Source organism: Nocardioides sp. BP30 (assembly GCF_029873215.1).
GTDB lineage: Bacteria > Actinomycetota > Actinomycetes > Propionibacteriales > Nocardioidaceae > Nocardioides.
In genome coordinates, this window is the sequence record NZ_CP123620.1 from 405,625 (window position 1) to 418,804 (window position 13,180).

At 69.0% G+C, this 13,180-nt stretch carries 10 protein-coding genes and 1 tRNA gene; 2 read left to right on the forward strand and 9 right to left on the reverse strand.

Annotated elements, in window-relative coordinates; genetic code table 11:
• Genes pknB through P5P86_RS01870 form a run of 7 tightly spaced genes read right to left on the reverse strand, consistent with a single transcriptional unit; the run spans position 1 to position 8,678 of the window.
• Positions 1-1,794, reverse strand: a complete 1,794-nt coding sequence (pknB, locus tag P5P86_RS01840; RefSeq protein ID WP_280609564.1) for a Stk1 family PASTA domain-containing Ser/Thr kinase — start codon at positions 1,792-1,794, stop codon at positions 1-3.
• Positions 1,794-3,347, reverse strand: a complete 1,554-nt coding sequence (locus P5P86_RS01845) for a protein kinase domain-containing protein (RefSeq protein ID WP_280609565.1) — start codon at positions 3,345-3,347, stop codon at positions 1,794-1,796. The genes pknB and P5P86_RS01845 overlap by 1 nt, the downstream gene beginning before the upstream one ends.
• Positions 3,344-4,807, reverse strand: a complete 1,464-nt coding sequence (locus tag P5P86_RS01850; RefSeq protein ID WP_280609566.1) for a peptidoglycan D,D-transpeptidase FtsI family protein — start codon at positions 4,805-4,807, stop codon at positions 3,344-3,346. Before P5P86_RS01850 ends, P5P86_RS01845 begins: the two co-directional genes overlap by 4 nt.
• Positions 4,808-4,815: 8 nt before the next feature.
• Positions 4,816-6,210: an FtsW/RodA/SpoVE family cell cycle protein gene (locus P5P86_RS01855; RefSeq protein ID WP_280611304.1), complete on the reverse strand. Its 1,395-nt coding sequence runs from the start codon at positions 6,208-6,210 to the stop codon at positions 4,816-4,818.
• Positions 6,210-7,511: a PP2C family protein-serine/threonine phosphatase gene (locus tag P5P86_RS01860; RefSeq protein ID WP_280609567.1), complete on the reverse strand. Its 1,302-nt coding sequence runs from the start codon at positions 7,509-7,511 to the stop codon at positions 6,210-6,212. The genes P5P86_RS01855 and P5P86_RS01860 overlap by 1 nt, the downstream gene beginning before the upstream one ends.
• The gene (locus P5P86_RS01865) at positions 7,508-7,990 is read right to left on the reverse strand and encodes an FHA domain-containing protein FhaB/FipA (protein WP_280609568.1); all 483 of its coding nucleotides are present in this window, start codon (positions 7,988-7,990) and stop codon (positions 7,508-7,510) included. The genes P5P86_RS01860 and P5P86_RS01865 overlap by 4 nt, the downstream gene beginning before the upstream one ends.
• Positions 7,983-8,678, reverse strand: coding sequence for an FHA domain-containing protein (locus tag P5P86_RS01870; RefSeq protein WP_280609569.1), 696 nt, complete (start codon positions 8,676-8,678; stop codon positions 7,983-7,985). Before P5P86_RS01870 ends, P5P86_RS01865 begins: the two co-directional genes overlap by 8 nt.
• 166 nt (positions 8,679-8,844) lie before the next feature.
• Between P5P86_RS01870 and P5P86_RS01875 the strand changes: the two genes are divergently transcribed.
• Both P5P86_RS01875 and P5P86_RS01880 read left to right on the forward strand, forming a co-directional pair.
• Positions 8,845-8,928: transfer RNA gene (locus P5P86_RS01875), tRNA-Leu, on the forward strand.
• A 547-nt stretch (positions 8,929-9,475) separates the two neighbouring features.
• Positions 9,476-10,048, forward strand: coding sequence for a hypothetical protein (locus P5P86_RS01880; protein WP_280609570.1), 573 nt, complete (start codon positions 9,476-9,478; stop codon positions 10,046-10,048).
• Between the two features lie 33 nt (positions 10,049-10,081).
• On the opposite strand, the gene P5P86_RS01885 is transcribed toward P5P86_RS01880, so the two are convergent.
• Both P5P86_RS01885 and P5P86_RS01890 read right to left on the reverse strand, forming a co-directional pair.
• Complete coding sequence (locus P5P86_RS01885) at positions 10,082-10,606, reverse strand: AAA family ATPase (protein WP_280609571.1); 525 nt, start codon at positions 10,604-10,606, stop codon at positions 10,082-10,084.
• A 99-nt stretch (positions 10,607-10,705) separates the two neighbouring features.
• The gene (locus tag P5P86_RS01890; protein WP_280609572.1) at positions 10,706-13,174 is read right to left on the reverse strand and encodes an ATP-binding protein; all 2,469 of its coding nucleotides are present in this window, start codon (positions 13,172-13,174) and stop codon (positions 10,706-10,708) included.
• Positions 13,175-13,180: the final 6 nt, after the last annotated feature.

The window sequence follows — 13,180 nt, forward strand, 5'->3', positions numbered from 1 at the left end:
TCACTGGGTGCCGGACAGCGCGCCACCGACCCCTGCCGGGGGGCAGGTCTGGGTGCCGTCGGGCAGCGTGACCGGCGTCGGGCAGGGCGAGGCCGGCGTCGTCGACGGCGTCGGCGGTGGGGTGTAGGTCGAGACGAAGATGACCACCTCAAGGCCCTGCTTCTGGGTGGTCCCCGCGCCCGGAGACTGCTTGGTCACGGTGCCGGCCGGCTGCGTCGAGCTGTTGTCGTCGGCCTGGACCGGCTGGAAGCCCTGGGCACGGATCGCCTGCTCGGCCTTGTCCACCGTCATGCCGACCACGTTGGGCACCGCCTTGGGGCCCTTGGACACGTCGAGCCGCACGGTGGTCCCGCTCGCCACGGTCGTGCCGACCGCCGGGTTCGCCGAGAGCACCTGGTTCTGCGGTTGGTCGGACTCGACGTCGTTGCGCGCGACCTTGAGCCCGGCGCCCTCCAGGAGCGACTTCGCGTCCTTGAACGACATGCCCACGACCTGCTGGATCGTGACGTCCGGCTTGCCGGAGGAGAGCACCAGGCTGACCTCGCTGCCCGGATCGGCGTAGGCCCCGACGCCGCCGCTGGGACTCTGCCGCAGCACGGTGTCCGCGGCGGCGGTGTCGTCGGGCTTGTAGCTGACGTCGCCGACCTCGAGGCCGGCCTGGCCGATCGCCTGGCGGGCCTGGTCCTGGGTCTTGCCGACCACGTTGGGGATCTGCACCTGGTCGGGCGCCCCGCTGAACAGCCTCGGCAACAGGAACGCCCCGGCGGCGATCACCGCCAGCACCAGGAGGGCGAGGAGGACGAGCAGGCCGGTCCGGGAGCGGCGATCGTCGTCGACGTCCTCGGGGGCCGAGAGCGGTACGACGTTGGTCGGCTCGACCACCTGCGTGGCCGCCGTGGGCGGGGCCGGCTCGGGCGCCATCACCGGGGCGACGGCGTCGATCGGGCGTCCGGCGAGGTAGCGCTCGATGTCGTTGCGCATCGCGGCCGCCGATTGGTAGCGGTCCTCAAGCCGCTTGGCCAGCGCCTTCATCACGATGGCGTCGACCGCCGGCGGCAGCGCCGTGTCGTGCGTCGACGGTGCCTGGGCCTGCTCGCGGACGTGCTGGTAGGCCACGGCGACGGGGGAGTCGCCGACGAACGGCGGCCGGCCGGTGAGCAGCTCGTAGAGCAGGCAGCCGGCGGAGTAGACGTCCGAGCGGGAGTCGACGGTCTCGCCCCGGGCCTGCTCGGGGGAGAGGTACTGCGCCGTCCCGACCACCGCGGCGGTCTGGGTCATGGTGGACTGCGCGTCGGAGACGGCGCGGGCGATCCCGAAGTCCATCACCTTGACGTCGCCGCTCGGCGTCAGCATCACGTTGCCGGGCTTGATGTCGCGATGGATGATCCCGGCGCGATGGCTGTAGTCGAGCGCCGACAGGACGTCGGAGGTGATCTCCAGCGCGCGCTCGGGCAGGATCTTGCGGCCCTCGCGCAGGATGTCGCGCAGCGTGCGGCCCGCGACGTACTCCATGACGATGTAGGGCTGCGAGATCCCCTCGGCGGTCGGCTCCTCGCCGGTGTCGTACACGGACACGATCGCCGGGTGGTTCAGCGAGGCGGAGGACTGCGCCTCACGGCGGAACCGCGCCTGGAAGGTGGTGTCGCTGGCCAGGTCGGTGCGCAGCCGCTTGACCGCGACGATCCGACCGAGGCGGGTGTCGACGCCCTTGCGGACCTCGGCCATGCCGCCGCGACCGAGGAGCTCGCCGAGCTCGTAACGGCCACCGACGACGGTGGGCTCTGGCTGGACCATCAGCTGGCTCCCGGAGTGTTCTGGCTGGTGCTCGGCGCCGCCGTGTCGACAGCGCTCGTGGTGGTGGCCTCCGTCGGCGTGGCCGACGGGGTCGGGGTCGGAGTGGGTGTGGGCGTCGCACTGCGGGTGGGCGCATGCGTGGGCGTCGGCGTCGGCTTGGGAGTGGCGCTGGCGCGCGGGGCCTGGCCGTAGTAGGCCACCGTCACCGAGTCACCCTGCTGCAGACCGGTCGTCGGGGAGACCGAGATGACCGTGTCGGCCTGCTCGCTGCCGTCGTTGGTCCGCTGCACCGGCTTGGGCTGCAAGCCCAGCGCGCGCAGCTGATTGAGCACGTCGTCGATGTTGCGGCCGGTGTACGCCGACTCCTCCAGGGTGATGGTCGACGGGCTGGCCGACGGGCTCGCCGGGGCGGAGGACGCCGGCGCTGAGGTGCTCGGGACCTCGCTGGGGACCTCGTTGTCCGGTGCGGGCGAGTTGTTGCCGCGCAGCACCAGCCACGCCACGATCGCCACCGCGACCAGCGCCAGCACCAGGAAGGCGAGCAGCGCGACGTTGAGCCAGTTGCGCTGACCCTCCTGGTCCTCCTCGGCGCCGAGGGGCGTGGCCGCTCCCAGTCCGACGACGGTGGTCTCCGTGGCCGGCGCGCCGGCCGAGGGAGGGAGCACGGACGTCGCCGAGGGCACGATCGGTACGCCGGAGGCAGGCGTGTCGGTGCGGCCGCCGTCGATGCCACGCAGCGCCGCGGTGAACGCGGCGGCGTCCGGGTAGCGGTCCTTCGGATCCTTGGCCAGCGCACGGGTGACCACCGCCGCCAGGTCGGCCGGCACGGAGGCGGGCAGCGGCGGGACGGGGTCGTGGAGGTGGGCCAGCGCCGTCGCCACAGCGGTGTCCTTCTGGAACGGCCGACGGCCCGCCAGGCACTCGAAGGCCATCACGCCCAGGGAGTAGACGTCGGAGGCGGGGGTGGCCTGCTCACCCCGCGCCTGCTCGGGGGAGAGGTACTGCGGCGTGCCCATCACCTGGCCGGTGCCGGTGATCGCGCTGGAGGAGGCCGCCCGGGCGATGCCGAAGTCGGTCACCTTCACCTCGCGGTCGGGCGTGACCAGGATGTTGGCCGGCTTCACGTCCCGGTGCACGATGCCGGCACGGTGCGCAGCGGCCAGGGCGTCGCCCGCCTGGCCGAGCAGGTCGCGGACGGCCTCGGGGTCCAGCGGTCGGCCGTCGCGCAGCAACGTCGACAGCGGCTGGCCGTCGACCAGCTCCATGACCAGGTAGGGCCGCATCAACCCGGTGGCTGTCGGCATCTCGCCGACGTCGTAGACGGCCGCCACGTGCGGGTGGTGCAGCGCCGCCGCGTGCCGCGCCTCGGAGTCGAAGCGAGCCCTGTTGATCGGGTCGTCGGCGTACTCGGGCTTGAGCAGCTTGATCGCGACCGGCCGGTCGAGCGCCGTGTCGGTGGCGCGGTACACCTCGCCCATCCCGCCGGTGGCGATCAGGTCGCCGAAGACGTAGCGCCCCGGACTGGGCTGGTTGCTGATCGGACCGGTCGTCACGGGTTGATCACCGCTTCCATCATCGCCTTGGCGATCGGGCCGCCGAGAGCGCCACCGGCGATCTCGGAGCGGTCGGTGTTGCTGGACTGCACGAGGACCGCGACAGCGACCTTCGGGTTGTCGGCGGGGGCGAACCCGGTGAACCAGGCGTACGGCGGGCGGTCCGCGGTGCTCTGCGCCGTACCGGTCTTGCCGGCCACCTTGACCCCCGGGATCCGTGCCGGCGTGCCGGTGCCCTCGTCGACGACCGAGGTCATCATCTGGGTCAGCATCCCGGCCGTCTTGGCCGAGACCGCCGTGGACAGCTCGGTCGGCTTGGTCTGGTCGAGCACGTCGAGGTCTGAGGAGGTGACGCGGTCCACGACGTAGGGCTTCATCACCACGCCGTGGTTGGCGATGCCGGCCGAGACCATCGCCATCTGCAGCGGCGTCGCGGCCACCTCGTACTGCCCGATCGCCGACAGCGCCCGCAGCGGCGGGGTGAGCGTGCTGGGGAAGCGGCTGGTGGCCTGGCCCGGCAGGTCGGTGAGGTACTGCTTCTGGTCGAAGCCGAACTTCTCCGCCTGCTGCCGCAGCTGCTCGTCGGTGAGCTTGAGCCCGACGTCGGCGAACGCCACGTTGCAGGAACGGTCCAGCGCCTGGGTCAGGGTGACCTTGGCAGCGCCGCAGGACTCGTTGTTCTCGTTGTGCAGCACGTGCGTCGTCTGCGGCAGCTTGAGCGAGGAGTTGCCGTTGACCTTGCTGTCGGGCGTCATGCCGAGGTCCTCCATCGCCGCCGCGGAGGTGATCAGCTTGAACGTCGAGCCCGGCGGCAGGGTGGTCTGGATGGCGCGGTTGATCAGCGGCTGGCTGTCGTCCTTCAACAGCTTGTCGTAGGCCTTGGTCGAGGCGGTCAGGTCGTGATCGGCGAGGGCGTTGGGGTCGAAGCTCGGCGTCGAGGCCATCGCCAGGATCCGGCCGGTGCTCGGCTCGATCGCGACGGCCGCCGCCTGGAGGCCGTTGCCGAGGCTCTTGAAGGCGTTCCAGGCCGCGTCCTGGACCTTCGGGTCCACCGTCAGCTCGACGTTGCCGCCCTTGGGGTCGGAGTTGTTGACCAGGTCCACCAGGCGGGTCACGAACAGCCGGGAGTCGTCACCGGAGAGCACCTGGTTCTGGCTGTGCTCGATGCCGGTCTGGGAGTAGTAGGAGAAGTAGCCGGTCAGCGGGGCGTACTCCGGCCCCTTCGGGTAGGTCCGCTGGAACTTGAACTGGTCCTTGGAGGCGACGCTGTGCGCCACTGCCGTCTTGCCGGCCAGGATCGCGCCCCGCTGGCGGGAGAACGCGGCCTGGATGACGCGGCGGTTGCGGGGGTCGTCGTTGAGCGACTTGGCCTTGATGTACTGCAGGTAGGTCGCGTTGAGCATCAGGGCCAGGAAGAGCAGCAGGCAGAAGACGCTGAGCGTGCGGATCGGACGGTTCATCCCCGAGGTCACGGCAGCTTCACCACCTGGGTGGCCTCGTCGCTCGCGCTGAAGGAGAGGTCGGGCAGCGGACGCCGGGCATGGTCGGAGATGCGCAGCAGCAGCGCCACGATGACCCAGTTGGCGATGAGCGAGGAACCGCCGTAGGAGAGGAACGGCGTGGTCAGACCGGTCAGCGGGATCAGCCGGGTGACGCCTCCGACGACCACGAAGACCTGGAGCGCGAAGGAGACCGCGAGGCCCACGCTGAGCAGCTTGCCGAAGTCGTCGCGGCAGATGATCGCGGTGCGCAGGCCGCGCTCCACGATCAGCCCGTAGCACAGCACGATGGCCAGCACGGCGGTCAGGCCGAGCTCCTCGCCGATGGCGCCGATGATGAAGTCGGAGTTGGCGTAGGAGATGCGGTAGGGGCTGCCGTTGCCGAAGCCGCGACCCAGCAGGCCGCCCCAGGCCATCCCGAACATCGACTCCACCAGCTGGTCCGAGTGCGGGCCGGCAGTGGTCTGGTAGTGGTTGAACGGGTGCATCCAGATGTCGACGCGGGCGCTGACGTGACTGATCAGCTTCGCGGCCGCGACGGCGCCGACCAGGAACAGTCCGCCACCGACGATGATCCAGCCGCGGCGCTCGGTGGCGACATACAGCATGATCACGAAGAGACCGAAGAACAGCAGGCTCGAGCCCAGGTCGCTCTGCCGCACCAGGATCATCAGGCTGATCAGCCACATCGCCAGGATCGGGCCCAGGTCGCGCCCGCGCGGCAGGTCGATGCCGGCGACGCGGCGACCGGCCAGGGCGAGCGCGTCGCGGTGCAGCACCAGGTAGCCGGCGAAGGCGATCACCAGGAGCACCTTGGCCAGCTCGCCGGGCTGGAAGCTGAGCGGACCCAGGTGGATCCAGATCCGGGCGCCGTTGATGTCCTTGCCGATGCCCGGGAGCATCGGCAGCAGCAGGAGCACGACAGCGCCCAACCCGCTGGTGTAGGTGAACCGCTGCATGGTGCGGTGATCGCGCAGGCCGATCAGGGTGCCGGCGAAGAGCACGACGCCCAGCGTCATCCAGATCAGCTGCTGCTTGGCGAAGCCGTCGTTCTGGGTGGCGCCGGCGGCCAGGTCGAGGCGGCGGATGACCGCCAGGCCGAGGCCGTTCAGCATCGCCACCAGCGGCAGCAGCACGGGATCGGCGTACGGCGCCACGAACCGGACCACGACGTGCGCGCCGACGATCAGGACGGCGAGCCACCCGCCGTACCCGACGATGTCGGCGGGGACCTTCTGCTCCACACCGATGCCGACGGCGGCGTATCCGCCGATCCCCACCACCAGGCTGAGGACGATCAGGACGAGCTCGGCGCCCCGGCGCTGCCGGTGCACGAACTCGCGAGGCCAGGTCTGTGCCGTCATCAGCAGCTGCTGCCCGGTGTCGACTCGCACAGCAGCTCGCGCACCTTGGCGCGCGCCTGGCCCAGGGTGTCGCGGTGGATGCCGTCGCGGACCTGGTCGGCGTAGGCGTCGGGCAGGCTCTCGAGGGTGAGGTCGGTGGACTGGTAGGCGGTCGAGAGGTCGAGGCCGAGCAGGGTGGTGTGCACCCCGCGGAAGATGGTGACCTTGCCGTCCTGCTCGCCGACATACCACTGCTTCTGCGACCACGACCACGCGGCCGCGGCGCCGATCCAGAGCAGGCCGATCACCAGCACGGCACCCAGGAGCCCGCGGATCCAGCCCCGGAGGCCGCCGTGGTGGGGGCGCAGCGCGTAGCGCTCGGACTCGGCGTTGATCGGGTCGTTGGCGATCGCCTCGGCCGGGACCTCGACGTCGTCCTCCTCGGCCGAGACGGCCTCCAGCTCGCCGGTGTCGCCGTTGCGGTGGCCGCGGAAGCGGGAGGCGCGGGTGGCGAGCGGGGCGCGGCGGCGGAGCTCCGCGGCAGCGCCGACCAGGAGCGGGGTGGGGACCTCGGCATCGGCGTCCGCGTCGGTGACCTCCAGCGCGTCGGCCACGATGCAGGTGACGTTGTCGGTGGTGCCGGCCTCGAGGCTGGCGCGGGTGAGCTCCACGGCGGCGTAGTCGGCCGTACCGGAGGCGAGGATGTCGGCCAGCCGGCCGTCGTCGAGCGAGGCGGTGATGCCGTCGCTGCACAGCATCAGCCGGTCGCCGGCCTGGAGCTGGAGGACGAACAGGTCAGGCTCGAGCTCGCGGCTGCCGTCGATGGCCTGCAGGATCAGGTTGCGGTGGGGATGGACCCGCGCCTCGGCCTCGGTGATGCGACCCTCGTCGATGAGGGTCTGCACGAAGGTGTGGTCGTGGGTGATCTGGCTGATGTGGCCGTCGCGGAACAGGTAGCCGCGTGAGTCGCCGACGTGACCGACCGCGACGCGCTCGCCGTCGAAGAGCAGCAGCGTGGCGGTGGTGCTGGTGCCGCTCAGCGCCGGGTCGTCCTCGACCAGCTCGCCGATCCGGTCGTGGGCGCGGTGCAGGGCCCCGGCGACCAGGCCGAGCATCTCGTCGGCGGTGTGGTCCGGCTCGGGCGGGGTGTCGAGTCGGCGCAGCTGGCTGACCGCCGTGGCGCTGGCGATGTCGCCGCGGGCAGCGCCCCCGACGCCGTCGCAGACCGTGAGCAGCCAGGGACCCGCGTAGCCGGAGTCCTGGTTGTCCTTGCGCACCCGCCCCACATCGGAGACGGCCGCGTACCGCAGTCGGAGCGTCACTTGCGCAGCTCCAGGATGGTCTTGCCGATCCGGACGCGGGTGCCGATGGCGATGGCGGTCGGCTGGTTGATCCGGACGCTGCCGATGTAGGTGCCGTTGGTCGAGCCGAGATCCTCCACGAACCACTGGTCGCCGCTGGCGGCGATCCGGGCGTGCCGGGTGGAGACGTAGTCGTCGTCGAGCACGATCGCGGCGTCGGCGCCACGGCCGATCAGGATCGGCGCCTTGCTCAGGTCGGCCCGCTCACCCTGGCTGCGGCCCTCGACCACGAGCACGTGGGTGGGCGCTCCGCGGCGCGGCTTGGCCGGCTTGGGCTGCTTCTTGCTCTTCTTGGCGGCGCGGGGCGAGGTGGCGGCGGTGCCGTCACTGACGCGCGCACCGAACATGTCGGAGCGCACCACGCCGATCGCGCTGAGGACGAAGATCCACAGGACGGCCAGGAAGGCGATGCGGATCAGGAAGAGGGTCAGCTCAGACATCGGTCTCCACGATCCGTACGACGAGGTCGGTGGTGCCGACCCGCACCACGGCGCCGTCGTCGAGCAACGAGCTGCTCATCCGTTGCCCGTTGACCAGCATGCCGTTGGTGGAGCCGAGGTCGTGCACCTCGACCTGGCGGTCGTTCTGCCGGAACTCGGCGTGCCGGCGGCTGACGCCGGGGTCGTTGATCCGCAGGTCGGCCTCCGTGCCGCGGCCGACCACCAGGGAGCCGAGGTGCAGCGGGTGCCGGGAGCCGTTGACCTCGATGAAGGCTGTCGCGCGACTCACCTGGGTGGCGGTGGCGTCGCTGCTGACGCTCGCCTCGGCCTTGCTGCGGATCCGGAAGCGGCCGGTGGTCAGGTCCGCCGCCTCCTCGAAGTCGATGTGGATCGGGCCTGGGAAGACGTAGGCCTGGGCCTCGGCATGCTTGTGCAGCTGCTCGCTGAGCTCGCTGGCCAGCGCCGAGTCGTAGGGGGAGAGCCGCGCCATGTCGCTGGGCGCCAGCTCGACGTGGAAGGAGTTGGGCACCAGGCGCCGCTCGCGGCTGAGGATCTGGGCGTTGTTGTCGCACTCGCGCTGCAGCGCGGCAGCGATCTCGACCGGCTGCACGGCGCTGCGGAACGCCCGCGCGAAGGCACCGGAGATGACGGATTCGAGGCGCTGTTCGAACCGCTGCAAGCCGCCCATGCGCACTCCTGCCACTCGTCCTTCGCCCGTGCTTGTGCACGCGCCACTGCCCCGACAGGGCCGCCGGGTCCGCTCGATCGTATCGGTGCGGCGGTTGTTGGGCCCCTTCACGCGCCGCCGGTTTTGGTCTGATGGTGGGGGTGAGATAGCCTTCCGGTGCATCAGCGCGCGAGTGGCGGAATAGGCAGACGCGCACGGTTCAGGTCCGTGTGCCCGAAAGGGCGTGGGGGTTCAACTCCCCCCTCGCGCACAACAGGCCGGTTTAGGTATTGCCGGCCGAGCGGTTTAGGTAGTAGGAAGGGGCCCCTGGCCTGCGGAAACGTAGCCAGGGGTCCCTTCTTGGTTGCGGTGTTGAGTTGCGGGCCATGTCGGCGCGGATGTGGACCCGTGACCGCCTCGACCACCGGAGGACTCACCCGTGACGCCCGACCTGCCCCGTTACCTCGAGACGCGGGTCCAATGCGCGTTTGAGCGCGGTCGCGTACCGACTGCCAGTGAGGTGCGGGGGATCATGGCGGAGCTTGGTCTGAGCGGGAGTCGGTGGCGGACCTCGCCGATTAGGTGGCCAGCGCGAGCAGCGCGCTAACGCCGCCTCCGCGCGAAGCCCACACAGCGCCCGAGGTCGTCCCTCCACCAGGACCCGGCGTTCCGGTAGCTAGGTGTGATGCCCAGCTAGGTGCCGCTCCCGGACGCCGTTCTATCGGACTGTCGGACCTCTGGAGTAGCGTCGACTATGTAGAGCGAGAGAACGGTGGCGGTTCGTGACAAGTGGAAGACCGCAAGGTCTCGGCGTCCCGGTGACGGTGTCGGGGAGTTTTCACCGGCACCTCTCCCAGATTGCGGCCGACGTCCGCGAACTTAACCAGCTCGGCGCGGTCGTCTTGTCGCCCGCAGACCCCCGCGTCGTTGACGCGTTCGGCGACTTCCTGTTTGTCGCGAGCGATCGCCAACGGACCGTCAAGCGCCTACAAGACCGCCACTTGGCCGCGATTGAACGATCGGCGCTTCTCTGGCTGGTCGCACCCGACGGTTACGTCGGCCCGTCGGCGGCCCTGGAGATCGGCGTCGCGGTCGCCACCGGCGTCCCCGTGTTCGCCCGAAGCCCGATCAACGATCTGACCTTGCGTCAATACGTGACTCCATGCCCATCGATCACTGCCGCGCTCGGCAGTGGCGCCGCGGGCCTCGACACTCGGCCCAGTAGTGCGCCTCCACTGGTGCTCGAGCCCCTAGAGGGCGGTCGACGGGCTCACGATCTCCTTGAACTCATCAGCTCTCGACTCAGCCGTACGAACAACCAAAAGCAGGAGCGTGATCAGGTAGCAACTGCGGCGGCACGCCAGTTGAAGGACGCGCTCCGGCATCTCTGAGCGACCTGCGGACATCCGCCGCAATGTCGACCTTCAGGTAAGGCGCGCGATGATCTCGTTCGCCAGTTCCTCGACTTCCAGGTCATCGGTAGCGATCGACGCGTGCGCCAACGCACCGAGAGCAACAACCTCGATCTCGGTTCGATGCTGCATCGCCGCGTCGAACGGGACGGCTCGCTTGAGCGGGTCGGTCGCGGCCGCTGCGGCATACCGTGCCCGGCGCGTCTCTTCGTGGGCAGTCAGGTAGACCAGCCGTGCATCGGCGAAGTACCCGAGCAACGGCTCGGTTTGACGCACGGTACGCAGACTGTCGACAACGAAGTCGTCGTTGGTCAGATCTGTTCGCTGCTCGAGGTAGTGGAGGAGCCATCGACCTGACGTGCGCTGGTCGAGGGCGGCTCCTTCTCGCTGCATGAGCGCGCGACCGGCCGATGCAAGACCGAGAACCTCCAGGAGCGCGGAGCGAACGGTGACGAGACGAGCGGCGCCGGCCTGCGTCAAGGCGGCGGCAACCGAGGTCTTCCCGACGGCGATCGGACCGGAGAGGAGGATGATCATAGTTGGCCGGCCGCGGGCGTGTGCGACCCATTCTTCACTCCGGACCTAGCCGATCGCCGGACCGGGGCCGAGGGACAGGGTCGGGTGCCGCGGTAGTGGTCAGCTCTCTGGTGGCGCGGTCTCATTGATCTCATCCGCAAGGTCCTTCGCCGACATCGAAGCCGCGGTGGCGATCCGCAAGTAGCCGTGCGGCTGCAGTTCAAGTCCCAGTGATGTGGCCCAAGCTTCGGGGTTATCGGGTGCGCCCATCGAGATCCATGTCTCGCCGCCCAGCTTGTAGAGAGCGTGATCGTCATTCGGCGTTGAACCGACGGAAGCCAGAATCTCGGCCACCTTCTCGTCCGTTAGCCCATCGATCCTCGCCCACATCACCATCCGCGCGTCGCGGCGTTCGAATTGGAACAGTTCGCTTACGTTAGGAAGCGGCACGCCTTCCTCGTCGTCCTCTGCCCAGGTCGTGCCGTCGTGCCAGTCCAGACGGCGAAGTTCGCGTGCGATCGGTTGGAGCGCGGCACGCAGCCGACCGGCGTCGACGGCGGCTCCCTGTCCGTCCGACTTCAGCTCACGCCCGATGGCACCGTACTGGTCGTAACGGACGAGTGCGAGCCATCCGATGCCCGTCGCGACGGGCGGCAGAGTCTTCGGGTCAAGGAGGGCGTTCCGGATTGTGTCCTCATCCACCAAGAGGGTGTAGCCCTGGTCGGCCAGCCACTGCCGCTTGCTCGCGTATCCGGGCGGAAGGATCATCCGCGCTGCGTCGAACCGCTGACTGCGGACGATGGCGCTGTCGACGCGTTTAATGTTGTTCGTGTTCACGAAGAACAGGACCTTGCGGGCGTCCCATAGCTTCGCAAGGCGCGGAAGCATCGTCGTGGTGAAGAAGCGTTCGATGGTTTCCGCTTCGTGGGTTCGCTGCTGGATCAGCTCATCGATCTCATCGAGGAGAATGACGCAGCGGTCGAGCTCCATCGCCTGACGAAAGATCACGTCAGCTTGTGCGCTGACATAGTCGACCCCCCGATCGAGGAACTGGGCTGGCGTGATCTCAATGAAGTCCCAGCCGATCGCACCGGCCACAGCTTCGACCAGCTTTGTCTTTCCCGTTCCGGGTGGCCCGAAGAGCATTGCTGACCGAGCCTGGGTCTCTTCGAGAACGCGCTCATCAGGATCAAGCCAAAACCGCGCGACGTTGTCCGCCTTCCTCGTCGCCATCTGTACCGGATGCACGAACGCGGTCGATAGGAATCCGCCCGCCGTTCCATGGCCTAGATCCCAAGACGAGCCCCGGTCGCGAAGCGTGTGGAGGTTCGCGGTTGGCGTTCGCGCACCCAGAGCCGTGCGAGCGGCCTGAGAGCTCCAACTGCCAATGAGTCGCCGAAGTCCCTGTGCGAACCTGTATACGGAAGCGGTCGCCCAACTCTCCGGACTGTTGCGGTGGGGGTGATGGCCTGAGGACCACCCACGTCCGTCGGTACCCAAGAGCTGGCCCGTCGCCTCGGCATAGTCGAGCGCGGCCACCAGCTCGGCGCTGTGGCTCTTGAGCGCCTCGGCGAGCGCGGCGGCGGCTGCTTCGCCGACCTCCCGGCTGGTGGCGAGCGAGACGAGTTCGGCGAGTGTCTCAAACACGTACGCGTACGCGTTCCCGGCGTTCTTGTAGTGGAAGAGTGGTGCGCCCGTTGCCCACGTTCCACGATCTTGCTGTTCGAAGAACGCGCGCAGGCCGGCGATCATGAGTTCGTGTTCGACCGAGACTGAGTTCGACAGGTTCCGCGGATCACCGAAACGGACAAGGCCGCAAAGGGCCCAAATCAACTGTTGCGGATCAGCGAAGCGGGATCGGTTGAAGTGGAAGGCCACTTGTGAAGCGAGTGCCTCTTGGAGCCAGTCCTCAGCCGCGGCGAGTGAGCGCGGAGACGTCGGTGCGTCCTCCTCGGTTGAAAGGAGGTTTGCGTCGGACGCAAGCTTCGCGGCCAGTAGACCCCAGTAGGTCAGGAACGCGTTCGCCGGATATTGCCGCGGCCCGGCCTTCTCGCCGAGCCCCAAATTTCCGATCGGCGATGCGGTCGCCTCTCTGAGCCCGAAACTTCCGCCGTCATCGAACCGAGACTGCCAGGCCTGCTCGATGAGCGCACGGAGGTTGGTTCGCCGTGCGTCGTCCCAGGTAGCCGAGTCGACGTCCAGTAGCCGCATCGCGCTTCCGAGCGTACGCACCCGGCAATACACCCATGCGGCGTCGTCGCTTTGCCAACCCTCTTGGGTGGTTAAGGCGTGGGAAATGAACGACGACAGCACCTCTGACGCGTGCTCGTTCGTCCACACCTCGCCAGTCGTAAGGTCCCACGCGGGTGCTTCGAGCAGTGACTCGATACAGGTAACCGTGCTTGTCAGCCGGTGAACACCGGCCGTCCGTGTGCGGTCCGACTTAGGGCCCGACTCCTGCTTGTCAGCGTCAGTCCGGAAGAAGACATCATCGACTTCGTCCCAGAAGTGTCCGATGCTCGCACGCTGCGCCCGGAGGAACTCAAGGACACGGACACGGGCGGCAGCAAAGTCTTCGAGTTGGGCCACAGCCCC

Excerpts from the sequence above, each read along its gene's own strand:
- pknB (WP_280609564.1), bottom strand. The coding sequence starts at position 1,794 with ATGGTCCAGCCAGAGCCCACCGTCGTCGGTGGCCGTTACGAGCTCGGC.
- P5P86_RS01885 (WP_280609571.1), bottom strand. The coding sequence starts at position 10,606 with ATGATCATCCTCCTCTCCGGTCCGATCGCCGTCGGGAAGACCTCGGTT.
- P5P86_RS01850 (WP_280609566.1), bottom strand. The coding sequence starts at position 4,807 with ATGAACCGTCCGATCCGCACGCTCAGCGTCTTCTGCCTGCTGCTCTTC.
- P5P86_RS01855 (WP_280611304.1), bottom strand. The coding sequence starts at position 6,210 with ATGACGGCACAGACCTGGCCTCGCGAGTTCGTGCACCGGCAGCGCCGG.
- P5P86_RS01870 (WP_280609569.1), bottom strand. The coding sequence starts at position 8,678 with ATGGGCGGCTTGCAGCGGTTCGAACAGCGCCTCGAATCCGTCATCTCC.
- P5P86_RS01865 (WP_280609568.1), bottom strand. The coding sequence starts at position 7,990 with ATGTCTGAGCTGACCCTCTTCCTGATCCGCATCGCCTTCCTGGCCGTC.